Origin of the sequence: Flavobacterium sp. GCM10023249, from assembly GCF_042653365.1 — a bacterium.
Taxonomy (GTDB): domain Bacteria; phylum Bacteroidota; class Bacteroidia; order Flavobacteriales; family Flavobacteriaceae; genus Flavobacterium.
Window position 1 is genome coordinate 355,803 of the sequence record NZ_JBHSHZ010000016.1, and the last position, 25,528, is coordinate 381,330.

Consider the following 25,528-nt stretch of genomic DNA (forward strand, 5'->3'; position numbering starts at 1 on the left):
AAACTTCATTGTATGAATCGAAACGAGCTAATTAAAAATTGTTATAATGACGCAGTCAATTACCCAGATCTTGCACAAAAATTAAACAACATCGGTGTAGCATCCTATACTGTAGATACAGCCACTGGATCAATTCTCTATCGATTTGCTGAAGGCGAAACCATACTGCACCAAGAAAACATTCCTATACGTAGTATTGCACCGCTGTTTAGTGAAGCGTTGACTATTCAGGCTATTAGAGACAACCAACAAGGCAAATCGGATTATCCCGGTTTTATGGAGGCTATTGCTGCTGCCGGAGTTTATTTTTATGAAGCAACATTACAAGGAACCAACAGAAGAGTAACCTACATTGGAAAAAATGGGCATTATGCCGAATCCATTCCTTAAAAAAAGTATTCGTCAAGCTATACTTTGTACTAACGCATCCGAAAGCAAGCATTTTTTGTAAATGAATTCTGTACTATAAATGGTTTATTTTTCGATTCTAAAAAGAAAAATTAAGAAAAAGAGTACATAATTTTAGCTCGTACTTTTGCAATTGATGGTTAAATACCCTCGGAAAACTATCGCCATTCTGTAAATCTCTGACATCTAAGCTTTAAGAAGCCACCAAAAAGCAATTGAAATACTAAACTTATTCATTCGCACTATTTTGCATTAACTTTCTTTTAGTTACATTTGTCACTCTTGTCCCCAAACAAGTAAAAAACAATATCTTAACCTAAATCTAATGAAAAGAACACTACTTTGTTTAACACTTGGTTTTCTCACGATTGGCTGCCAATTTGCCTCTGATCTGGATGAGAAAAGTCCACAACTCCCCGATACCAAAACGGTATTGATGAGTTCTTCCGGTGGAACTACCGCTTTGGCCTTCGTCAATGAATATGCTAAAGTTTACACTTCCATGGATGAAGCCCAAACCTTGCAATGGGTTAGTGCCAACGCTTTGGTCACTCCAGAATTTAGAGATTCGTTAACGCATCTTATTACTGAATCATTGCAAAAGAATCCCGAATCAGGTCTTAAATTCAATCCTATTTTTGATGCTCAAGAAAATCCGGAAGAAGGATTTGAAGTGGTATCTACCGATTCCAAAACAGGTTATATCACCCTTAGAGGAAAACATTCCAATGAGTTAAAACTCAACTTAAAAATGAAAAACGTTAACGATACCTGGTTGGTAGACGGCTGTGGTATCGTGAATATTCCTCTCGAAAAAAGGATACAACGATAAAAAGTAACATTATACAAACACCATGAAAAGAAAACTATCGCTTATAGTAACCTTTCTAACCTTACTAGTCATTGGAGCCAATGCACAAGGTGCCAAGGAAAGGGAAATTTTTAACAAAGACTTGAACTGGACCATATCGATTCCGGAAGGCTTTGAAGCCATGAGCGAAGAAGAAAAGGCCAGAATTGAGCAAAAAGGTAAAGATGCTCTTGAGAGCACAACCGGAGTTACCATTACCGCTCAGGTAAAAAGTCTTTTTGTCTTTAAGAATGATAAAGCGCATTATTTTGAAGCCAATTATCAGTCTTTTGATCCGTCACAAGAAGGCGACTACATCGAATCGTGCAAAGCGGTAAATGATGTGATGTATAACACTTTTAAAAGTCAGATGCCTGGCGCAAAAATCACAAAGAAAGAATCAACAGAAAAAATAGACGGATTGGATTTTCATACTTTTGCTGTGGAGGTTGAATTACCCAACAATATGACTATGAAAATCATCATGTTTAACCGCCTTTTTGGCAACAAAGACCTATCGGTTAACATGATTTATATCGATGAATCGAAAGGAAAACAGATGATGGACTCCTTTCGAAAATCAAAATTCAAACGATAAAATTCCCATCACTCAAAAAATACAAAGTCAAAGAGAAGTAAATCTCTTTGGCTTTTTTTTATGCTTATCTCCACAGAATTATCTCTTATCACAATATAATCCTATTTTACAATATAACCTACGGGAAAACCTCATTTCGTAAGAGGAAAAACACTATCTAAAAGAGGTGTTTTCACTACCACTCAGACAGTAGAACCAATGTAACTTTATACCCTATAAACACATTACGTCATGTCAAAATTACCATCAACCTTTTTTGGATTTCAGGATATACAAGCCTTCTTCCGATTACTGATTTACACTGTAATTATCATAACTCTGGTTATTTGTACCGGATTTTTATTCTTTAAAAGTGAAAATCGAATAACCGGAGTATTAACCTTACTTATGGTTGCTGTGGCCAGTTTTTCTGGAGGTGGCGCAATTGGTTTCCTATTCGGTATTCCAAAATCAGAAAAAGTAATTGCCAAATCGGACAATGGTACGACCACTGCTGTGAAAAACTATTCAGACAACACCAATCTGGAAGAAATTTCCGATTGGATTACTAAAATTATTGTGGGGATATCCTTCATCAAATTCCGTACAGTGATGTCTTGGCTATCCGAAAGCGCTCAATCCATGGCCGACAGCCTTAATCCTGGAAGCGATTTCAACTTTTATGTTTTTTCCTATGCACTCATCGTTTTTTATTTTCTTACCGGTTCCGGCTTACTGTATTTATGGTGTAGAACGAGTCTTTCCGATATTTTGGAAATGAGCAAACGCAACAAAGAATTACGCGATAAAAACGAAGAGTTGGAAACCAAAAATAAAGTAATCGATGAAAAAAATTACTCCTTAAAAACCACGGTGCAAAAAATGGCCAATGAAACCAACCTTAACAACCTTGTGAGCACACTTGAAAGTAGCGAACTAAAAACCTTAGAAAATAACGAAGGATATGAGCCCAACACGACGTTCCGGGAAGAAACTAAACGATTGTACAAATCCAAAAAAATAATAGACTCCGATGATTTACAACTCGGCAGATGGGGCGGAAAATCAATCGTGCAAAACAAGGTATTGGAAGCCTCTTACCAACCCTCCGAATCGTTTGAAGGATTGTGTAGAATTCGCTTATCCGTCTATTCAGCCGATGCTAACCAACCATTACAAGGTGATGTAGCCTTCTTCCTTCACGATACGTTTCCCAATGAAATTGTGTTTGCCACAGCCAAAAACAATAAAGCTGAATTGAGTATCAGTGCGTGGGAAGCATTTGTAGTGGGTGCCCGATTGGAAGATGGTACCGAACTGGAACTGAACCTCAATGAGGTAAAAGGGTTTCCCGATGAATTTTATTGGTAGTTAGAAAACCACCAAATGACTTAAATCCAAAGTTAAAATACAAAAAAACTAAAGCTGAAATCATGAATATCGAAACATACAAAATAGGAAACAATGAGAATCCAATTCTTCTAGAGATGGAGATCTTAACCGTTTTCGGTGCATTAATCACTCCCGGAGTGGATGTTTACATTGGAAACAAACGAGTTCCCAAAGAACAACAAGAAAACACAACAGACATCCATCCGAGTTTTTTAATTGGCAAGGCGTCCGATTTGAGCAATGGCCTATTGGCTGTTGATGTTGTTATCAACTTGAAATATGTAGATCCGGATCTTTGGGATGATGCATATGATGATCTCGTCATCAACTACAAATTGAAAGGAGGACTGAAAGATGAAGAGTACAAACACAAAGAAACAGATATCAAACACAAAAGCAATACCGGTCGAATAATCCAGACTGACAAACGCTTTTTCTTACAACAACAATCATGAAACCTATAGCCTATCTGATTTTAGCCATGTTTGTTTCTTTGCATTCATTGGCTCAGGAAACCGAAAATTCCAATGCAATCGAACTTCAAAACATGAAGACACCTAACGCACCGGGATTCCAACTATTGGACATTTCACCATCACTAATAGAAAAACCTTCGAATCCTAAAGAATTCACGGCCACTTTGATGAGTTTATCCAACAATGGTTCTATACTTCCAAAGAATTTTGCCATGGAAATTGCACCCTTTTGGCTGTTTGATCAACATGCACCGATTACCAAATATTTGAATATTAAAGATTCCCAAGGAAATTCCAATGCTTTTAGTGGTATTTACCGTAAAATGAGTATTTCACTGGCGTCAGTTTACAACGATTCCACCTCAGGAACCCTTTTGGAAAAAACCAACTATCTGGCTTTTGGAGTCCGCACCAATATTGTGACGCTACGATCCAAAAGCCAATCCGATGCAATAACCACTGCGCTGAAAGCCTACAATAAAAGAATCAACGAGTTGCGAGAGCCACCGGCTGAATTATTGGTAAAGCAAGCGAATTTACTACCCAAGATAAGTGTTTTACAAGAGTACAAAAACACTACACCTATCGAAGCTATTCATTCGAAAATCGCCGATTATAAAATTAAATTGACTACTGCAGCTACCGAAAACGAGAAAAATCAAATACAAAAAGAACTCGATGCAGCGATAAAAATAAAAACGGATTATGATGCGGTGGTGCAACAACTTAATGACTTAACCGCTGAACTTTCAATTACCGAAGCTCAAATCAAAGCTGCCTATACACTATCGACACAGGAATTGGAAAAAAGAACCGAAAAGGATGAAAAACTACTGGAATACTATACAATCATAGAACAACCACCCGTTTTTCAATTGGATGCCGCTTTTGCTTATTCCGATGCATACCAAGACAACAAATCGGAGAACAAACGCTTCAACAGAAGTGGTTTTTGGTTAACCGGAACGGTGAATCTTTCGGGACTGGATGAGGAAAATTTGAACGATAAAATTTCACTACTGTTTACCGGAAGATATCTGAATGACAATGTACTAAAAGATTCCATTGCCATGACTTTTGAAAAAGAGAAAGGCTATGATATCGGTATGAAACTGGAATACAAAATCAAAAAATTTTCCTTAGGTATTGAACACCTTAAACGCAATTATTCGGGCAGATCGGATATCCGCTTTCAAAGAACGGTGGGTATCTTGCAATACAAAATCAATGACGAACTCTATTTTACCGGTTCCTACGGCAAAAATTTTGGTGAGGTCAATACGCTATTTACCCTCTTCGGAATTAATTATGGCTTTGGTAAATCATCCGTAACCAATACTTCCGAATAAATTAATACACAACAAAAAAACTACTACTATGGCTATCGATTTTTTAATATCCAGTGCTGTTTTGTCCAGTGGCAGAAAAGTATTTTATGGTAAAAAAACATCCAGTAACGAAGATAAATTCACTATTGGATATACAACAATGTATGAAGGTAATTTTGGTTTGTACAATATTTTGCAAACGGAAGGTCAAATATATCTGCCGGAAAATTACCCACAGTATGGTTTCTGGAGTTATTTCCTTTATCCAACTGCCATGGCAGAAAGTAAAGGTTCCTTCAAATGTTTGAATACGTACGATCGAGCACGATTTACCTTTGGTTTCATGCAATATGCGGCGCATGTTCCCAATGGTGATTTTGTGGTTTTCCTGAAAGAATTGCTATTACTTCCGGATGCTTCGGCGTATTTTCCAAAATTGGCACTGAAAGACAACCGAATACATTACCGTTCCAACAATGGCACTCTTACCCTATTGGAAAGCGACAGTAGTACCCAAGCCTTAATGGATTACCTTAATCCTTCGTTATCCCAAGTTGAAAATCAAGAGTTAATCTGTTCGGCTCGAATGGTACATTGGTCAAGTACAAGTTTAGCCCATCGCGAATTGCAAGTCAAAACAGCGGTAGAACATTATCAAAAAAACATGAAGTCCTATCATACGCGATTCGGCTTACATGGTGCACCGGCAAAAGTATGTGCATTAGTGTGTGACATCCGTCATCAAGGTCGCGGTACCAACAATCGGATCGCCGCCGCACTAAACACCAATGGCGATTATGAAAAAGCGTATTCCAATCTATGCACTATCGGCCAAGCGAATTACCAAAGTCGAATTACCACCGTTAAAAATACCATCAAAAAATTAAGCGATCTAGGTCTTTTTCAGATGAAATACGATGCCGAACAAGCCACTTTTGTGGCGATGTAGCCTTTATCATTCATTGAATCAATTCGTAAAATAAACGATGCATTTCCTAGCAAAAGGCGTCGTTTTTTTATTTCAAAACAGGTATTTCTACGCTATCCCCATTCTGTTCAGGTCAATATATTTGTTAGTAATACAATCAAAACTATAAAACAAACATGAAAAAGACAAAATTAACGTGGGCTACGGGACTACTTACTATGGTTTTCCTAGCATCCTGTACACCCAAAAGTGAAGAATTTGCAATGATCCCAACGGATGCGGATACTACCTGTACCGTTTCTGCATCGGAATTCAACAATTGGTTCGTCAACGGAAAAGCCGAAGAAAATGGAGCTGTAAAAGCAGCAAACAGTGTCGATTTTGTACACAACAACAATTGTGATTTCTACAAATGGTCGGCACAAATGTTCTTGTGGATTACCTCACCGGAAGGAACCGGCACTACGATGGAATCGTCAACCTTCTATACGGTTTCCCCAAAAGAAAATAATGAACGTCAATTAGTTCCTCATAAAAAAGGGCAATTATTAAGAGCTTTGGCCAATGTTGATAAAGACAGGATGGTAAATAGTGAAGAAGGTCAGGCTACCGATGATGTATTAATGGATCGTAATGGCAATTTAGTCTATTACATCTCTATGGTGAATGATGTCTATGCGCAATTCTTAACTGCCGTTAAAAATGATAAAATGGGTGGAAAAACATTTCCAACCACAGCAGCCGAAAGAGATAGTATTTTCAATTATGCCAAAGCCAACGGAGTCGTTTTAAAAGATCCGAATGCATTAGCTATTGAATTGAAAACGTCATGGGTATTGGCAGAATCGTTAAAAAATGTAAGCGATTATGTTACCGTAGATGCAATTATTCCTACCTATACAAAATCAGATTCTATTTGGACATTAAAAGGCGAACGCAAAGCGAAATTGGCGTTAATCGGAATGCATATTGTGGGTAGTACTTCAGGTCATCCGGAAATGATTTGGGCTACATTTGAGCACCATAAAAATGCTCCTAATTTAGCCTACCAATACATCAATACTCAGAAAGAAACCATTACGGTTCCTGCGCAAGGTGGCGACGATTGGTTGTTGAATACCAATCCGAAAGATTCGGCTAATATTTCGCACATGGTGTTCTATACCGATACAGTGAACAATACCGAATACATCAAGAGCAAACCGGGTTATACCATTAGTCCGAGTAACACGACCAAAACCAAACCTTGGGGTGTGGCATATTCGGGACAACCCAATGCAGAAAACCCAACAGCAGCTGCATCGAATACTGAGATTTTATCCATCAATGCAGCCATTCAACAATTACTACCAGGTAATGACGTACGTAAAAGGTACTTATTTTTGGGAGCGACTTGGACCGATGGTGGCGCCGGACCGGATGGAACCAGTTATTCACCACAAAACACGCAAGCCGGAACTGCTATTGGAACCAGTCAATTGGCCAACAGTACTATGGAAACCTACATTCAAAACGGACCGGATTACAACAAAGGCGGAAGTTGTTTCTTGTGCCACTCCAACAACGGAGGTTTACAACCAGACGACTTGAGTCACGTTTTTAAAGCCATCCAACCTTTACCGAATAGGAATAAATCACCAATGTAATACAACCTTACTAAAGCGGAGAACTTCTCCGCTTTTTTTTATGCTTACTACCTTCAATACAAAAAAATTACAAAAACGGTGGCGTTAGTCGGTATTTGTGGGAAAACAATACCAATCCGACTTTCGATTTGATGTTGAACCGTTCAAACAAAGCAGTGCGGTACGCTTCGATGGATTTTACCGAAAGATGCATCCTCTCCGCCATTTGATCGTAGGTCAATTCATTGGCATCGCACACCAATTCCAAAAAAGTCAACTCTCGATCCGAAAGTACAATGGAAGCTTCTTCCGATGGTGTTGGCGCGTTATAGTTCCGGATGCGTTTCAGGATATCGGTAATATTATTATAGCCTATTTTGACAATAGTATCGATGGCCGACTGCAAATCGGCAGCGCTACAGTTCTTGTGCAAAAAACCTCGCGCACCATGATGATAGGCCGCATTGATAATGTTCTCATCAAAATGTTGGGTAAGCAATAAGACTTTGTATTCTCCTTCCTTATTTTCCAATTCCTGCAACACTTCTATCCCGTTTTTATGCGGCATCGAATAATCGAGGATGTACATATCCGGTGGCGGATGCAAAGGTAGACTTTCCAAAAAGTCATCGCCATTGTCAAATTCATGAATCACCTCATAGTTATTGAGTTTGTGCAATAATTCTTTGAGTCCTTGTCGTACGATGGCGTGATCGTCGATAATGCATATCGTGGTGTTCGTTTTCATTCTCTTATGGTTTTTCAGCAAGCTGTATGGTAGTGCCCTCGCCTTGGGCGGTATTCACATTAAACGTGTAGTTGATAATTGCTGCACGTTTGCTCATATTGGTAATACCCAGTGTTTTCGGATGATTGACTATCCGCTGGTAATCGAATCCCTTTCCGTTGTCTTTCACTGTCATGGAAAAATGGGGTGTTGTGGTGATGTTCACTTCGATGTCGGAAGCTTTTGCATGTTTGAGACAGTTGTTGATGCACTCCTGAAAAATACGGTATACCACTATCTTTTCATTGGTTGAATATTCTTTCCCCGAATGGTTTTCTATCGTCGATTGAATACGGATTTTGGTATTTTTCTGTAATCGTTTCACCTCATTGGCAATGGCTTTGATCAAATCTTGTTGCACCAATAACTGATTGCTTAGGGAATGACTGATACTTCGAATGGAATGCGACACCTGCCCTACCGATTGCGATAACGGATCGAGTGAGGTTTTCAGTTCGGCGTTGTCCAGTTTCAGGTTTTCCAGTTGGAAGTTGATATACGTCAGTTGTTGCCCCACATCATCGTGCAAATCCTGCGCAATATTATTAAGCACTTGTTCTTGTGTTTCCAATATGGTTTGGTTGAGTGCCTTTTGGAAATCAATGTCTTTTTGGTAAATGAGCTTCGTATAGTTCTTTACTTTATTGATATAGAGTTTCACTATCAAAATACAAAAGAGCACCAATAAAAGTACAAACAACAAACCAATGATGATTCCGAAGGCAATGCTATACATGTTTGCGTTTTTTTTCCTTGTAGATGTAACTATTCAATAAAGTATAATACAAAGCGTTCACCACTGTCATAATCAGCGGATAGAGCTTGATATGATCGAAAACCACCGTTGTGGCCAGTTCTTTACTTTTGAATCCGAAGACAAAACTCAATCCAAAAAAGAACAAAACCGGAGCTGCCAGCAACAGGTATTTGTTGGCGGTAAAAAAATCAAAATTTTCCTGCTTCAGATGGCGAAAACTTTCCCAAATAAAAGCTCCGATATACAATAAAGCGCCAAAAATGAAGGTATTGTAATTGAATTGTTCGGTACCTTCCAAAAAAAACAAATTGAAAGCCGCGAAACAGATAAAAACAAGCGTTATGATTTCCATCATTTTTTTCGACTGACTGTTTCTGTAGAGCAATACCAACCAAAGACCGTGGTGCAAAATCACATTGATTGTAGAAGAAAAACCAATGGGTCTTTTTACAAATAATAATGCTGAATTAATGAGTTCAGTGGCAAAACTAACCATCAGTATAGTAATCAAAATTTTGTAGGTCGCCTTTTGAAACCCCAATGTGAAGGCAAAAATCAGTGTGAACAACACATACATTTTAACCCAATTGATCGATTGTATAAAAAAATCCAGCATACGATGATAGTTTTAAGAAACAGTATTCCAATACATTTAAAGTCCTATAGGAAAATAATAGCCCAGCAACCCGGGAAAATCGGATAAATCATAGTAAGCCGCTTCTAAATTGTCTTTCCCGATTTTGAAAATGATCTTTTCCATTTCTGTTGACTGTTGGTTGATGGTTACATCCACTTTCGCTTTGGTAAAATAAAGAGTATCCGTATCCTTCAATTGGTAGAGTTGTTCCAAACTGATTAAAAAAGGTAACGAATAGCACGACGTTTCTGTAGTAAAGTCCTTCACTTTTTTCAATTCCAGTTTATCGGTTGCAGCGTCAAAACTCAAGTAGGCTTCATAACAGCTTACGCCGGCCAAAGTCTCCTTAATTCTTTTCCATGGAATTTCATAGTATTTTATTTTCACTTTATTTTCTGGATGTGCTCCTGCAAATACTTCAAAGGTATCGGCATTCTTAATTCTATGAATCGGTTCGATACATTTGTATAGGTTTTGCGTACATATCTTCTGACCATTGGTTTGCAACCACGCTACCCTATCTTGTTCATCGGCACATAATAGCCCACGGATTAACTCATTGTTCTGACAATCTACAGGTAGGTTTTTAAATTCTTCTGAACTGGTAACCTCACATTCCGTAAGGGTTTGCTTTGTTGATGCTGGTTTTGTCGTAACCCCATCCTTGTTTTCTTTGTCTTTACACCCCACCATTACCATAGTTAGGAGTGCCAATAGTACTGTTTTTTTCATCGTTCACAATATTTAGTTAATAGTTCGTTACAAAGTTGGTTACTCCTTCCTTTTCAGCCATTAGGGAAAACCCTATTTCCGGTTCCTGCTTTCCCTACTAGAGGGATTAGTGCTAAAATATCACTTTTTTCTTAATAAAAAGAAGGCAAGTCACTGTTATTTAACGACTAGTGAAAAAACGCTACACCATTAGGGTTTCCCCTATACCCTCCATAGAAGTCTCGAAGTAATTTTGAAATACAAACTTTAAAACGAAAACTACGATGACACGAGAAATCAAATCAGAAAAAGAAGTTAGGGAGCTTGAAGTGGTAAAAGCGCCCAACGATTACAAAGAACGACTACTGAAATTAATCCCTACCGAAATTGTTACAGCCTATATCACCATTGCCGGTATTATAGAAGGCTTCAAAATAAAAAATGACGAGACTATTTTGTGGACAGTCATCCTTGTACTCGTATTCATCACTCCACTCTACTTGTACAAACTATTCAATGTGGTGAAAAAAGGACAGCTTTTTTTCTCCACCATCGGGTTTTTCATTTGGGCACTCGCGACACATTCGCCAATCAAGCCGGAAGATACTGCCAACGAACTACCAGTAGCCTCACTGGCATCCATAGCACTCATCATTTACACCTTGTGTATCCCTATCTTTTATAAAGGTGAAAAATTTTAATCCTAACTTTTAAAAACTACAATCATGTCACAAACAAACGAAGAAAGAATCCAACAAAAAGTGGAAGAAGTAAAAAAACGCTTTGAAGAACAAATTGCCAAAATTCAAGAAAACGGCAATGCAAAAATCAAAAAAATCTCTGAAGATTCTCCGGAACCCAGCAGTTTGGAGGCCGGTATCAATGCTACCTTTGACGTAAAATGGAAAGAAACATCCATTCAATTTGACATCCCGAAATTTTCCATGGAAAAAGAAACCATCAGTTTTGATGTACCGGAAGTCACTATGGAACTAAAATCGATGAAATTCGATGTCCCTGCCACCCGAATGGTTCGCGCTTGTTTATTCAAAAAACCGGAGGTTGTGGTACGAGGAATGAGTGTTACCACCAGAATGACTTGTGTTTACGGAAACAAGCCGGAAATCTACATGAAAACCATTGAAATCAAAACGGATATTCCAAAATTCAATTCCAAAACCTTAGAAATCATTTTTGATAAACCCGTTGTCCGATTGGAAACTACAGCAATCGTACTGAAGCTCCCACAATTTTTCCTGAGAGAACTTTCTACACAATTGAACGAACAAAAAGAGGACCTGGAAACCGTAGGTCATGAAATGACGTCTGAAATTGGAAAAGCAGAAAATGAAATGCGATTTTCATTGGAGTCGGAAGTAGCCAACGAACTCAAAAAAATCAACGATGAATTGCGTGAAGAACTTCTAAAAGAAAGAGACAATGCGTGTAAATATTATGATGATGCCATTGCGAAAACCAAATCGTCAATACACATCCTAAAAGCGAATAATTTCAACAGTGAAGTGGCCCGACTTGAAGCGGAGTTGTCGAAAATGGTTAGTGATTATCAAGCCATCTTAGAACAAATCGACAATGGCATTCAAAGTATGAATACGTCTATTTCTGAATCGATCAACGGATTGAAAGCCGCTTAAAAAAAAACGGCAGGTTGGAACGTTTCTCCCAACTGCCGTTTTCATTTACCATCCGTTGAAGATAAAAAAATTTGAAAACAAAGGGAATATTCCTACATTTAGTACGTAAACCAACTAATTAAAAACTATGAAAACAAAACGACATTACCGTATCTTTTTCCTTTTGTTATTGGCGCATCTCACCGTTTTCGCACAATTACCCAGCGTAAGAGAAAAGAAAACCATGATTCCCTATAAAGACAATTCGAAAACCGTATTGATAAAAATTAAAAAAGCGGACTACGATAAGGCGTACGAGGCTTCTAAAAAAAAGGCGGAAGGGCCAACTGAACAAAATCTATTCGATGCCAACCAACGCCAACAATTGGATGTTTTCAAAAACAAAGCACCACTCGCTGACACTTCCGACCTCTATCTTTTTACAGGAAAAGAAAAGGACAACCCTTTTGTAAGTGAGTTGAAAAATAACGGTGGCAATGAAATCAACTATCTCAAATCGAATATTCTCTATAACTACTATAAAAGAAAAAAAAATGAAGTCGAACAACAAATTCAATCAAAATTCAAAGAGAGCAAGAAAGAGGATAATCAAGATAACTTAGCCGTTTTAACTAGCCTCACTAAAAGTATTGATAGTCTTTACATAGAGCAACAAAAATATGTCGATAGCTTGAGCACTTTTAAGAGTCAAGATTTCAGATGGATTTTCCCTTCATGGTACAATAGTAAACCGACCAAAAAAGAGGCTTTCTTCGAAACCTTGTATGGCAAGTCGCCCGACAATGATTTTTACTTTGTCAACAATGCGGCCTTGCAATTGAATAGTGCCGGTAGTACCATCCAATCGGAAATTACCGCTGCCTACCTAAAACCTTTGCGTGTATCCTTGGGTACATTAGTGAGTAATTCGGGTACGGAGGCAAGTGACGAACCGGACAATGAGAAAGAAGCCGATGATACCGAAGCCTTTCAACGATTATTGAGCGGTGGCGGTAACATTTATATGAACATTGAACTTCCTTTCTTGTATTACGGCAATGATTTCTTCAAAGTATACAGCACCTTGTATGCCAAGGGAGCGATGGAAATTACCGAATTCAGTAATGATGTGGATACCTCTACCGGAAACGGAAGCCTGGGAGGTTCGTTGTACCTGAGTGTGGCTACCGACAAAAAAGAGTTCGTTTTTTATACGTCGGCCAATTGGGGTCTCTATGCCGGTAGCGATGCCTTCTTGGATCGTTTGCAAGTACAGAAAAATTATTTCGGATTTGGTCAGGTTACCGTCGGAGTCACTGTACTGGATCGCTTGCGTCTTTCCATGATGACCAATACCTTCGGTGTGCATGAATTGCAAAGCGGCAGAGTCGTTTTCGGAGTGCAGGTATTATCAGGTTTATTTGAATAAAACCAATGATGAAAAAAATTGTAGTACCCTTACTGTTCCTTTTCGGTTGCTTCGAACTATCGGCTCAAGGCAAAGAAGGATTTCAGGTGCTGATCACCCATGAAAATGATTTCCTTACCATTGCCAATAAAGACGAGAATTATACAGGCGGTTTAAAATTGGAAACGCTTTTCAAGGAAATCAAAGGGAAAGGACTTCCTTTTCTAAAGTACCGAGGAGAAAATACCCTTACAATAAGCCGTATCGGCATGGGTGCCACGGCCTATACTCCTCAAGATTTAGGCAGCGAAGCGGTTGTGGTGGGCGACAGACCCTATGCGTCTCTGGTCTTCGTAAATTTCGGGGCCAATTCCTACCATCTGGTGCGCAACGAAATGCTACAGTCGGAAGTACTATTGGGTATCATGGGTACTTCTCTACCCGGAAATGCACAGGCGTACTTGCACGAAAATCATTGGTTCGGTTCTGAAAGACCGGTACCGAAAGGTTGGAACAATCAGATTGGTTACAAGGGAAGCTTCATCATCAATTACAATACCCGCTTTCAGAAAGCACTATTTTCCAAAAACTCGGTAAACTCCGATTTCCAATGGCTGGCGGTTCATGGCGTTGGAAAAGTAGATCTGGGTAATTATATGATACACGCCCAGGCCGGATTGAAACTGAATCTCCTGAATTGGAATTCGACACTGTTGCAAGACCAGTATCCCAATCTGGAAACCCTTACACGAAACGAAACAACAACCAAAAAAATACGCTGCAATCTTTTTGCCGAACCTACAGTGCGTTTTGTTGGGTACAATGCCACTTTGGAAGGCTTGCTTTTTAAGGACAACAGTATTTACAAGATCGACCATTCCGATGTGAAAAGAATGTTGTTTGAAATCAATGCCGGATTCAACCTAACGCTCTATGATGTGTTCTACCTGCGGTATTCGCATTCCGGGAGAAGCAGGGAATTTGAAGGAGGCAAGTCCTTTCACAATTGGGGTGCAGTCACTCTAGGATTCTCCCCACAACGTTGGCATTCAAAATAAGCCGAAACGGAACAACCCATTACAACAGCACTCTTTTACAGTGCTGTTGTAGTTTATTTCAGTACCACTTTTAAAAAAACGGCACTCTTTTCGTAATTTTTTTAGCTTTGTAACGTACCAATAAAAAACAACCATGCGATTCCAAATCCTGCTCTTTGCACTATCATTACAACTCACCTTTTCTGGTATGGCTCAGGATATGAGACGAGAATCGCTCAAAAAAAATACCGTTGCAGCATTAAAAGCAAAGGCTGAAACGCGAAAAAAGCAAACGGTTGATACCACATTGGTGAATATCTATTCGGTAATCAGTGCCAAACTGCTCTATGTGAACAATGCCGAAGCCAAACAGTTTGCCCAAAAAGTACTACAGTTGTCCCAAAAGTTGGATTACCAACGCGGGATGGCTTCCGGTAAAAACGACTTGGCCTTGGTTGAATTGGCGGAAGGCAATGGCAACAAAGCCTACCAACTATTGCATTCCAATTTGGCCTATTATTCCGGGGTGCATGACGATGTGGGCTTAGGCACCAATTACTTGAATATCGGTATCGTACACGGCAGTCAAAATGATTTGGACAAAGCCATCAAATGCTTCAACCAAGCGCTAGTACACTATAAAAAAGGAAACGCTAAAAATTCGTTATTGGCGAGTGCCTATTCCATGTTGGGTAATGCTTACTCCTATCAGAATAACGAAGCGAAATCCATCACGAATTATCGAAAAGCCCTACAATTGCAAGACGATCCTGAAGACATCATTAACTTACAAAACAATTTAGGGAAAGCCTATGCGGAATTTAAACAGTACGATTCGGCATTGTACTATTACAAGAATGTGATTGTGTTGAACCAAAAAGTCAAATCCACCTTTAACGAGATGAATTCGAACCTCAACATTGGTGATTTGCACTTGAAAATGCAGCAACCGCAGCTAGCCATCGGTTATTTGAAAGAAGGGCTGCGCCTTGCGCAAAGCGAAAAGCATCTGGAGATCCAAACCCAATTGCAACAGCTATTATCCCGAGCCTATCAGAAAACAGGCGATGTGAACAATGCCTTCAACGCCCTGCAACAGTATACGGTGTTGAAAGACTCCCTGCAATCCCTAAGCAGCCGTGAAGCCGTTAAAAAGATCGAAGCCCAATTCGAATTGGAACGTCAGGATGCCAAGCTGAACCTATTGGAAAACCAAAAGCAGCTGAATGAAGCGAAGCTCAAAAAATCGAACCTTATGCTACTTATGGGGGCTATTGTTGTACTTCTTACCCTAGCATTGGCTTGGTATTGGTACCGTCAGCACAAAACCAAAACCTTACTCAACCAACAACAGGAGATACAATTCAAAACCGCTTTACAATTGAAAGAAGCCGAATCCAATCTGGAAGGGCAATTGATGGAACGACGACGACTCGCTCAGGAATTGCATGACGGATTAGGGGCAACTATGGCCGGTATCAAGCTTTCGGCCTTGGCACATTTCTCAGGACAGCAGGACAAAAACAGTTCGTTGATTGCCTCGTTGGACGACGCCTACAATGAAGTCCGCCGTATGTCGCACAACCTAATGCCACCGGAGTTTTCCCAGGCCTCCTTCCATCATGTCATCGAAGAACTCCTTCGGAAATACGAAGGCCAGACCGCTACAAGCCTGCAGTTGTATTGTAGTGAAGGGAACGATTTGGACCGTTTGGATACCCATCAGAAAAGTCAGCTCTACCGCATTTTACAGGAAATCATCAACAATACCCTCAAACATGCCCAGTGCACTTCCCTTTCGCTACTCATTACCAGCTTTGGGGATTATATCAATATCATTGCCGAAGACAACGGTATCGGTTTTGATCCGACGAAAAAGGCAGAAGGGATTGGTTTACAGAACATTCGAGAGCGTGTCAAAGCACTGCACTCCGAGTTGGTGATCGATTCTTCACCCGGTAACGGAACCATAGTACAATTCAATATACCATTCGCCACATGACACCCTACAAAATAGTTTTAGTTGACGACCATACCATGTTTTTGAACGGACTCGAATCGCTGCTTCGAAATCTGAACGATGCCACACTTACCGCAATGTATACCGATCCTGTTGTAGCACTCGAACGTTTGGAAACCGATGCTCCTGATTTAGTCATTACCGATATCAGTATGCCGGGAATCAATGGCATTAGCCTACTCAAAAAAATACGCAGTAGCCATCCGACTATTGCCGTTATGGTATTGAGCATGCACAACGAGGCCGCTATGGTCAAAACCGTTTTGAAAGAAAATCCACAAGGGTATTTACTCAAAAACACCGATCAGGACGAGCTTTTCCTTGCCATACGTACCATCCGTGAAGGCCAACGCTATTACTCCCCTGCCGTACAAGCCGTGTTGATTGATGACCTACAAGGCGTGACCCCACCGCAAGCATCGATCATTCCGGTATTGAGTCCGAGGGAAAAAGACGTGCTGCTACTGATTGTTGCAGAATGCACTACCCAGGAAATTGCCGAACGTTTGTTTTTGAGTGTGAATACTGTAGAAACCTACCGTCAGAACCTCTTGCGCAAACTGGAAGCCAAAAACTCGGCCGGCATCGTTGCCAGAGCCTACCAATACGGCCTTGTGTAAAGCTCCCTGAAATCAGCCAACTTTTATTTTGGTGGTTTTCCGTCTTGACCCGCGAAGCCTACCCTACTACTTTTGAATTCATCAAATTAAAACAACTATGACAATGAAAACGAAATTATTAGGGTTAGCAACATTCCTTATAGTAGTGGGATGTTCCGAGGATGAACCGACAACGCCCTCTCAGGATTTGCCTGTCAAAATAACCCGTTGGAACGGAAACGGGACTATGAACCATCAAAAAGTTATTACCTATGACAGTCAACACCGAATTTCGAAGATCGATATAACCGAATCGAATGCCAGTTTGAACCGTACCATCACCTATACGTATGCTTCCGGAAAAATAATCCGAAATTTCAATTATACGGATCCGGCACAAACCGATTACGAATATGTGCTTTACCATCGCTTTGGAAAAGTGACCAAAGAAGAAGTGTTCTACAATGGTCAATTGAGTAAGGAGTTCAACTGGACGCACAATACTGATGGTACCAAAATAGTACAATGTACCAATGGTAGCGGAGGGTTAGAGTATGTTTTCCGTTATTATTTTAACGAAATCGGCAATTGTACTTCGGTACGAATCGACTTTGCCGACACTTCTAAAAAGGATGTCACCGTAACCTACGACAATTATGACAATCACCCACGTGCGTTGTACCACCACGATTGGTTGGCGCCATGGTCGGAGATTCCGGAACTCATTCGCCAATCGCAATTCACTAACGAACCGCAATTGCCAAATAATCCGGGTACCTATACCTATAAGCCGGACGGTGAAGTACCTACACAAAACTACATTTTTGATTACCAGTACGATGCCAATGGCAATGTGGTCTTTCAAAAAACACTGGTTGGCGGATCCTTACTGCATACTATTGTTTATGACTATGCTACGCAAGAATAACAAAAGGGTACCGATGGGTACCCTTTCTATTTGCTTCTTCCTAAACTTCCTGGAGTTGCCTCTTATTTCAAAATCGGAAGCGTAATCGTACTGTCGTTGAACCATTCGATTTCCAATGGCACTTCCCCATCGGCCATTGTTTCCTCACTCACCGGCTTTCCGGTACCGTAGTTCACTTCCCAGTTCGGGTTCTTGTTCATCCCCAACACAATCACAATACGACTCCCCTTTTCAATCTGTTTCGAAATGGTATAGGTATTCTTCATGTGGATGGTTTCTATCGTATTCGGACGCAACAATTGGCGTTGGCTTCGGTCTTTGGCATAACTGGCGCGTTGCAGGTTGTTCGTAAGTGCAAAGTAGTCGTTATTGGCGGTCTTTTCATACAACTGCAAGGCTATGTCAATGTCTTTTTTGTTGCATCGCACTTTCAACGCCGCTTCCAAGGCACCACTAATCGTGATGGCTTCCTCCATCGGTTCGCTTTCAAACACCATCAATTGTTTTTCCAGGAGCAACTCTTTGTTGATTACCGCCGGGAAATTGCACACATCGGTTTTTTTGTAAATGTTGATTTCACTTCGGTCTTTGTAATCTACCGTTTGGGTAATTGCACTACGCTTTTTGGGCAATTGGTGGAGCAATACCTTTTGGTTGTTTTGGCTACCCAAATAGAACGTACGTGTACTGTTGTGCATTTTTTCCAAACTGGCTGCGTGTTGCCATTCGTTTTTCCCCATCACTTGAAAGTTCACCTTGTCTTTCAGCAATTCCGGGCGTTTCCCGTCTTTCAGCGTATAATCGAACCAATCAAACACCAGTTGGTTGATATCGATCTGCGCTGCCGCATCGATTTCATAGCCCCCCAATACTTTTCTGGGATAGGCTTGCGCCCCTCCGTGATTGTACGGACCAATCAACAGGTAATAGTTATTGCTTTTGTTCCACTTTTGGTATTCTTTGTAGTAGGACAAAGCCCCCAATTGGTCGTCATCGTAATACCCGGTTGTGGTGAGTATCGGAATGTTGATTTTGGCATAGTCTTCTTTTTGGGGTACCATATTCTGCCAATAGCTGTCGTAACTCGGGTGGTCCAACCAGCGTTGGAAGATGGGCGACACACTGCCTTCGATACTGTCGAGTGAGCGGAAACTGGCCCCTTTTTTATAGTACTCCGTATAAATCTTAGCCCATTTTTCGCTATTGTCGAAATCGGCATCATCGGTCAGTTTGTTGTTCATTACAAAACGAATCCACGACAAGGCATAGCCCATGAAAACCCCGTTGTGCATTGGGTAGTCGATACCGATACCCACGGATACCTGAGGCACGATGGTTTTGAGTGCGGGGTGTAGCTTTTTGGTTGCACTCCACTGGCTAAAGCCGAGGTAACTGCCGCCGTACATGCCTATTTTCCCGTTGCACCACGGTTGTTGGCTCACCCAGTCGAGAATAGCATAGGCGTCGTCGCCGTCGTGCTCGAAAGGTTCGATGGGGTCATTGCTCAATCGTTTCCCTCGGGTATTGGCTATAAAGCCTACATAGCCCCTACTGGCGATTTCCTTGCACAGTCCCAATTCGATACCGGCATAAATGTTATATAGCATGACTACGGGTTGGGGTGTGGTGACTTTGCTGCTGCGCACCAAGGTTCCGGCAATGGTACTTCCGTTGGGTAAAGTAATGAGGATATTCTCATCAATGACATACTTCTCGGCTACTTTTTTGGCGATCCATTGCTTGGCCAATGCTAAAGTCCCCCCATAGGCCTGTACATTGGAATACGATTTACACAAGGCTACGGCTTCGTTGATGCTGATACTATCTTTGGCTTGCGCCGCTTTGAGTTGGCTGGCAAACCGATCTTTGAACACATCCACCCAACTGTTGTACATATCATCAACGTACCATTGATTTTCCATATCCATGGTATCATAATAGGAATCAAAAAAGGTTTTGAATGCCGTGGTGAATTCCGATTGGTTTTGGGGTTTTTGGTTACTGGTTTTTACATACACCCTTTGACCGAAACCAAAACTGCTGAGGTGCACGCTATCCTTCACCATTTCCATCTCTAATTTTTTGAGCGTTGCCTCCATGGCGGGGTAACTTTTGGCCAAAAATTCCAGGCGAAACCTATTCTCGAGGTAGGCCTTTTTGTCTTTGTTTTGGTACAGCGGAATGAGTTTTTCGGCTAGTGTGACCATGTTTTGGGCAATGGCGGTACTATCGGTAAACTTTTCCTTGGGAAACGGAATGTTTTGTGCCCATCCGGTTAGGGTGCAACTCACTAGGAGCAGCAGTAGGGTCTTTTTCATGCGATTGTTGTTTTTTAGTTGGCAAGCGAAAGTAGTGATAAATTCTTACGCTTTGGTTTGGTCTTGTCCTTTTTCTAAGGGTTTTAGTGATCTTAGCAAAGATTATTGAATGCCTTCATTGATTTTTTCTGCCATCTGCATAGCACTGTACACATTCAGTACTTTACCCGTTTTGGACAATTCTGAAAACTTCACTTTTTTATCTTTGGTTCCCGGCACAATGACTTCTAAATCGTAACTTGTCCCCGACTCCAAAATGATGTGTTTGACTTGTTGTACCGTTAGTTTTGGATAATGCAACCAAAGTAATGCCGCCGTTCCCGAAACCATGGGTGCAGCTAGCGATGTACCGGAATCGAATCTGTATTGATTATCGGGCATTGCAATATAAATATCTTCCCCAGGAGCAAACAGATCCACATTATTTTTACCATAATTGGAAAATGAGGATACCATTTTATCTCCATATTTTTTGTTTATGGAGCCTACATTAATGAAATTATTACTGACTTCTAATGTATCATCATTGGGATAGTAAGCAGAGTTGTCGATATTCTTCCCATTATTACCTGCACCATGTACAATCAGTACATTGTATTTTTCAGCGTATTGTATGGCTTCGCTAATTAATTCCGGTTGTAAAGAAAGTTCTTTTCCGAAAGACATATTAATTACTTTAGCACCGTTATTCACCGCATAATATATAGCATTGGCAATATCCTTATCATACTCATCTCCTGATGCACATACAGTCAAAGGCATAATCTTGATGTTATCCGAGAACCCCTTTATTCCAATATTGTTTTTTCTATTGGAAGCTATTACACTTGCTACTTCTGTTGAATGATTACTAAAAGTGGGAATCCCTTTTATTTCAATCTGTATTTTATTATTACCGTAACCTTTTTGATCATCTTCTATAAATTTCCTTTCATTATAGAATAGATTACAACTTTTGTTACTAATTGAATCGTAGTACTTGATACGATCACTTAGTTCATCGTAGCTTTTTAAATTAATATCAAGATTCGTAATGTAAGAATGTAGTAAAGCTCCTAAATCCTTATCGTTGTTATCCCTGCGTTCGTAAAATGGCTTATCGTTACTCCTATGTTTTCGATATAAACTGTCTAATTGGTTATAGGTGTAATTTTCTTTTGGGAAAAAATGGCGGAGTGTATCTTTTGCTATTTGATATATAGAAGCATTATATTTTAAAGACTTCAGATAATTATTGTAATATTTTGATGATTTTTTTTGATTTTCTAGTGCTGACAAATATTGATTATATTTTGTTTTATCTTTTTCTGAAATTTCGTCAACAGTTTTATTTCTAAAAACAGGTTCATACTCACGGAGTATTCTGATGTATTCAAAATTAGCCCATACTGTGTATCCGCCTGATTTATTTCCTAAAAAGTTCCAACCGTGAATGTCATCCGTGAATCCGTTTTTATCATCGTCAATCCCGTTATTGGGAATTTCTTTCTTGTTGGTCCAAATACTTGTGTTTAAGTCCTCATGAAGTGCATCGATTTGTGTGTCGATTACTGCCACGATTATTTGTTTTTTTGAAGACGGCCGATTAACACTCTTTATGGCCTTATCAAGACTGATACCTGGAATGCTAGTAGTTGAATAATCTTCTTGATGCCAAAATTTTGTTTTTTCTGTAGTCGTTTGAGCGTAACAATTGTAGACTGCGATCATGAAAAATAGTACTATTTGAATATTTGATTTCATGTTTGTAAAAGAACTTTTAATTTATTTTCGTATTCATTTCCTTAGCCATCTGCATCGCATTATACACATTCAGTACTTTACCCGTTTTGGACAATTCTGAAAACTTCACTTTTTTATCTTTGGTTCCCGGTACAATGACTTCTATATCGTGACTAGTTCCCGATTCCAAAATGATCTGTTTGACTTGTTGTACCGTTAGTTTTGGATAATGCAACCAAAGTAATGCCGCTGTTCCCGAAACCATGGGTGCTGCTAGTGATGTACCGGAATCGAATCTGTATTCATTATCGGGCATTGCAATATAGATACCTTCTCCGGGTGCAAATAAATCGACATTTTCTTTGCCGTAATTCGAAAAAGAAGAAACCATTTTTTCACCATAGTTTTTGTTAATGGAACCGACAGAGATAAAATTAGTACTAACCTCTTTTTTTGAATAATAATCGTTGGGATAAAAAGAGGAATCATCGATATTCACTCCATTGTTACCTGAGGCATGTACTATAAGTACATTTTTCTTTTCGGCATATTGTAAGGCTTCAGTTATCAATTCAGGATACAGGGAAAGCTCTTTTCCAAAAGACATATTGATGACTTTTGCTCCGTTATCAACCGCATATTTGACTGCCAATGCAATATCTCGATCATGTTCATCACCTGATGGACACACAATCAAAGGCATAATTTTGATGTTATCGGAAAAACCTTTTATGCCTAAATTATTTTCCCTTTTAGCGGCAATTATACTCGAAACTTCTGTTGAGTGATTACTAAAAATAGGTATTCCTTTTATTTCAACCTGTATTTTGTTATTGCCATAGCCTCTATTTGAAATTTCGCTATCCCTATTCTTTCTCTCATTGAAAGAAAGGCTACAACTTTTATTTAAAGTTGAATCGTGTTGTTTCAACGCATCTGTTAATTTTGCATAACTATCCAATCCTATGTCCAGGCTGGACAGATGGGCACCTAATAACGCCCCTAAATCCTGATCATTACTATCTCTACGCTCTTTATACGTTTTGTTATTTATTTTATATTTTCTGTATAAACTGTCCAATTCCTTATAGGTATAATTCTCTTTGGGAAAGAAATGGCGCAGCGTGTCTTTTGTCTTTTGATACAATGAAATGTCATATTGTAATGACTTTATGTAACTATTGAAATATTTGGTGTATTTTTTATCGTTATCAATTGCCTTTAAATATTGTTCGTATTTGACTTTATTTTCGGCAGGAATTTCCTCTTTTGACTTATTTTTAAAAATTGGCGCATACTCACGGAGTATTCTGATGTATTCAAAATTAGCCCATACTGTGTATCCGCCTGATTTATTTCCTAAAAAGTTCCATCCGTGAATATCATCCGTGAATCCGTTTTTATCATCGTCAATACCGTTATTGGGAATTTCTTTCTTGTTGGTCCAAATACTTGTGTTTAAGTCCTCATGAAGTGCATCGATTTGTGTGTCGATTACTGCCACGATTATTTGTTTTTTTGAAGACGGTCGATTAACACTCTTTATGGCCTTATCCAGACTGATACCTGGAATGTTAGTCGTTGAATAATCTTCATGGTGCCAAAATTTTGTTTTTTCTGTAGTCGTTTGAGCGTAACAATTGTAGACTGCGATGATGAAAAACAGTACTATTTGAATATTTGATTTCATGTTTGTAAAAGAACTTTTAATTTATTTTCTTATTCATTTCTTTAGCCATCTGCATCGCATTATACACATTCAGTACTTTACCCGTTTTGGACAATTCTGAAAACTTCACTTTTTTATCTTTGGTTCCCGGCACAATGACTTCTATATCATAACTTGTCCCCGACTCCAAAATGATGTGTTTGACATCTTGCACTGTTAACTTAGGATAATACAACCAAAGTAATGCTGCCGTTCCCGAAACCATGGGTGCAGCTAGTGAGGTACCGGAGTCAAAACCATATTGATTCTCTGGAATTGCCGTATAAATTTCCTCCCCAGGCGCAAACAAGTCGACATTCACTTTACCGTAATTCGAAAAGGATGAAACCATTCTCTCTCCGTAATTTTTATTAATAGAGCCTACACTAATGAAATTGTTACTTATTTCGGGTTTGTCATCGTATACATAATCGTTGGGATACAATGGATTAGTATCGTTGTCTTTACCCTCATTACTGGCCGCATGCACAAGTAACACATTGTGTTTTTCCGCATATTGAATGGCTGCTGTAACCCATTCAGGATGCAAGGAAAATTCCTTTGCAAAGGACATATTGATCACTTTGGCACCGTTGTCTACTGCATAATAGATCGCATTGGCAATATCTTTATCGTGCTCGTCACCAGAGGGAGAAACGGAAAGGGGCATTATTTTGATGTGATCTGAAAATCCATTTATACCAATATTGTTTTTCCGGTTCGCTGCGATGATACTGGAAACTTTCGTATTATGTGCATAATTGGTTCGAATTCCTTTAATTTTTGGAGTAATATTCCCATTACCATATCCTTTTTCAAATCCATTATTCCCTCCATCAATCCATAAACGTTCGTTGTACTTCGTATTTAGGTTTTTATTAGTAATCGAATCAATTTGTTTATATTGATCAATAAACTTCTCATAAGAACCTAAATCAAGTTCAAGATGTATTTTCATGGTTAAAATTAAAGAAGCAAGATCTTTATCCTCTGAATCCCTTCGTTGCTTGAATGTTTTGTCATTAGTTTTGTACTTATTATAAAGACTATCCAATTGCTTTATGCTATAATTTTCTCTGGGAAAAAAGTATTTGAGTGTGTCTTTAGATAAGCTGTAGATATCATTTGAATACTTTAATGATTTTAAAAAACCACTGTAAAATTTATATTTTGATTCTTGAAAGAGTAATGCTCTCTTGTATTCATTATACTTTGGAAGGTCAATAGCTTGGATCTCTTCTATTTTTTTGTTCTTAAATAAAGGTTCGTATTCTCTTATGATTCTTGTATATTCGAAATTTCCCCAAACAATATAATTTCCAGATTTTGTTCCTAGGAAATTCCAACCTTTAACATCATCAACATAACCATTTTGATCATCATCCATTTTATTATCCGGTATTTCCTTTTTATTGGTCCAAATGGCCTTCTTTAAATCTTCATGATTGGAATCTATGAGGTTATCGATAGTAGCCACAATGATTTGTCTCTTTTTTGACAGTTTCTTTTTGCTTTTTATTGCTTTATTTAGGCTAATTCCTGGAATATTATTAATTGCAAAATCTTCATGATACCAGAATTTGGGCTTTTTTGAAAAATCTGAATCATTTTGGGAAAAACACGTTCCTGAAAAAATAAATAATAACAATACAATTGCAATTTTAAACCTCATCTTATT

The 25,528-nt window shown here is 39.2% G+C and carries 23 protein-coding genes; 15 read left to right on the forward strand and 8 right to left on the reverse strand.

The features are described 5' to 3' along the window. Positions 1-12: 12 nt before the first annotated feature. The 8 genes from ACFO7M_RS15285 to ACFO7M_RS15320 all read left to right on the forward strand — a co-directional run bounded on the left by ACFO7M_RS15285 (position 13) and on the right by ACFO7M_RS15320 (position 7,605). Positions 13-390 (forward strand): DUF1398 family protein, encoded by a 378-nt coding sequence (locus ACFO7M_RS15285; protein WP_379736635.1) that lies wholly within the window; start codon positions 13-15, stop codon positions 388-390. A gap of 343 nt (positions 391-733) precedes the next feature. Next, complete coding sequence (locus tag ACFO7M_RS15290; RefSeq protein ID WP_379712263.1) at positions 734-1,240, forward strand: hypothetical protein; 507 nt, start codon at positions 734-736, stop codon at positions 1,238-1,240. A gap of 22 nt (positions 1,241-1,262) precedes the next feature. Further along, a complete protein-coding gene (locus tag ACFO7M_RS15295) occupies positions 1,263-1,856 on the forward strand; it encodes a hypothetical protein (protein ID WP_379712261.1) in 594 nt (197 codons plus the stop codon). A gap of 231 nt (positions 1,857-2,087) precedes the next feature. Further along, positions 2,088-3,206: a pYEATS domain-containing protein gene (locus ACFO7M_RS15300; protein WP_379736637.1), complete on the forward strand. Its 1,119-nt coding sequence runs from the start codon at positions 2,088-2,090 to the stop codon at positions 3,204-3,206. Positions 3,207-3,268: 62 nt separating this feature from the next. Next, positions 3,269-3,682 carry a hypothetical protein gene (locus ACFO7M_RS15305; RefSeq protein WP_379736639.1) on the forward strand — a complete coding sequence of 138 codons (414 nt, stop codon included), beginning with the start codon at positions 3,269-3,271 and terminating at the stop codon, positions 3,680-3,682. Beyond that, positions 3,679-5,052 (forward strand): hypothetical protein, encoded by a 1,374-nt coding sequence (locus tag ACFO7M_RS15310; RefSeq protein WP_379736640.1) that lies wholly within the window; start codon positions 3,679-3,681, stop codon positions 5,050-5,052. Before ACFO7M_RS15305 ends, ACFO7M_RS15310 begins: the two co-directional genes overlap by 4 nt. A gap of 28 nt (positions 5,053-5,080) precedes the next feature. Continuing rightward, positions 5,081-5,980, forward strand: a complete 900-nt coding sequence (locus ACFO7M_RS15315; protein WP_379712253.1) for a hypothetical protein — start codon at positions 5,081-5,083, stop codon at positions 5,978-5,980. A gap of 155 nt (positions 5,981-6,135) precedes the next feature. Continuing rightward, complete coding sequence (locus ACFO7M_RS15320; protein WP_379736642.1) at positions 6,136-7,605, forward strand: hypothetical protein; 1,470 nt, start codon at positions 6,136-6,138, stop codon at positions 7,603-7,605. Between the two features lie 67 nt (positions 7,606-7,672). Here ACFO7M_RS15320 and ACFO7M_RS15325 read toward each other — a convergent pair whose 3' ends face one another. From ACFO7M_RS15325 to ACFO7M_RS15340, 4 genes are read right to left on the reverse strand one after another with little or no spacing between them, the layout of a single operon-like run. Further along, on the reverse strand, positions 7,673-8,332 hold the full coding sequence (locus ACFO7M_RS15325; protein WP_379736644.1) for a response regulator: 660 nt from the start codon (positions 8,330-8,332) through the stop codon (positions 7,673-7,675). A gap of 4 nt (positions 8,333-8,336) precedes the next feature. Further along, the gene (locus ACFO7M_RS15330) at positions 8,337-9,107 is read right to left on the reverse strand and encodes a sensor histidine kinase (protein WP_379736645.1); all 771 of its coding nucleotides are present in this window, start codon (positions 9,105-9,107) and stop codon (positions 8,337-8,339) included. Further along, positions 9,100-9,744 (reverse strand): hypothetical protein, encoded by a 645-nt coding sequence (locus ACFO7M_RS15335; protein ID WP_379736647.1) that lies wholly within the window; start codon positions 9,742-9,744, stop codon positions 9,100-9,102. Before ACFO7M_RS15335 ends, ACFO7M_RS15330 begins: the two co-directional genes overlap by 8 nt. 36 nt (positions 9,745-9,780) lie before the next feature. Then, complete coding sequence (locus ACFO7M_RS15340) at positions 9,781-10,497, reverse strand: hypothetical protein (RefSeq protein ID WP_379736649.1); 717 nt, start codon at positions 10,495-10,497, stop codon at positions 9,781-9,783. A 263-nt stretch (positions 10,498-10,760) separates the two neighbouring features. On the opposite strand from ACFO7M_RS15340, the gene ACFO7M_RS15345 reads away from it, so the two are divergent. From ACFO7M_RS15345 to ACFO7M_RS15375, 7 genes are all read left to right on the forward strand, one after another. After that, on the forward strand, positions 10,761-11,177 hold the full coding sequence (locus ACFO7M_RS15345; RefSeq protein WP_379736651.1) for a hypothetical protein: 417 nt from the start codon (positions 10,761-10,763) through the stop codon (positions 11,175-11,177). Between the two features lie 24 nt (positions 11,178-11,201). Next, positions 11,202-12,131, forward strand: a complete 930-nt coding sequence (locus ACFO7M_RS15350; RefSeq protein WP_379736653.1) for a hypothetical protein — start codon at positions 11,202-11,204, stop codon at positions 12,129-12,131. A 127-nt stretch (positions 12,132-12,258) separates the two neighbouring features. Continuing rightward, on the forward strand, positions 12,259-13,539 hold the full coding sequence (locus ACFO7M_RS15355; protein WP_379712237.1) for a hypothetical protein: 1,281 nt from the start codon (positions 12,259-12,261) through the stop codon (positions 13,537-13,539). A gap of 5 nt (positions 13,540-13,544) precedes the next feature. Next, positions 13,545-14,576, forward strand: coding sequence for a lipid A-modifier LpxR family protein (locus ACFO7M_RS15360; RefSeq protein WP_379736654.1), 1,032 nt, complete (start codon positions 13,545-13,547; stop codon positions 14,574-14,576). A 133-nt stretch (positions 14,577-14,709) separates the two neighbouring features. Continuing rightward, positions 14,710-16,557: a tetratricopeptide repeat protein gene (locus ACFO7M_RS15365; RefSeq protein ID WP_379736655.1), complete on the forward strand. Its 1,848-nt coding sequence runs from the start codon at positions 14,710-14,712 to the stop codon at positions 16,555-16,557. Then, positions 16,554-17,195, forward strand: coding sequence for a response regulator (locus ACFO7M_RS15370; RefSeq protein WP_379712231.1), 642 nt, complete (start codon positions 16,554-16,556; stop codon positions 17,193-17,195). Before ACFO7M_RS15365 ends, ACFO7M_RS15370 begins: the two co-directional genes overlap by 4 nt. 103 nt (positions 17,196-17,298) lie before the next feature. After that, entirely contained in the window at positions 17,299-18,102 is an 804-nt protein-coding gene (locus ACFO7M_RS15375) for a hypothetical protein (RefSeq protein ID WP_379736657.1), read from the forward strand. 62 nt (positions 18,103-18,164) lie between these two features. On the opposite strand, the gene ACFO7M_RS15380 is transcribed toward ACFO7M_RS15375, so the two are convergent. The 4 genes from ACFO7M_RS15380 to ACFO7M_RS15395 form a co-directional block, all read right to left on the reverse strand. Then, entirely contained in the window at positions 18,165-20,420 is a 2,256-nt protein-coding gene (locus ACFO7M_RS15380) for a CocE/NonD family hydrolase (RefSeq protein WP_379736659.1), read from the reverse strand. A 102-nt stretch (positions 20,421-20,522) separates the two neighbouring features. Beyond that, entirely contained in the window at positions 20,523-22,163 is a 1,641-nt protein-coding gene (locus ACFO7M_RS15385; RefSeq protein WP_379736661.1) for a S8 family serine peptidase, read from the reverse strand. 16 nt (positions 22,164-22,179) lie between these two features. Further along, a complete protein-coding gene (locus tag ACFO7M_RS15390) occupies positions 22,180-23,832 on the reverse strand; it encodes a S8 family serine peptidase (RefSeq protein WP_379736663.1) in 1,653 nt (550 codons plus the stop codon). Between the two features lie 16 nt (positions 23,833-23,848). Beyond that, positions 23,849-25,522 (reverse strand): S8 family peptidase, encoded by a 1,674-nt coding sequence (locus tag ACFO7M_RS15395; protein WP_379736665.1) that lies wholly within the window; start codon positions 25,520-25,522, stop codon positions 23,849-23,851. Positions 25,523-25,528 lie beyond the last annotated feature (6 nt).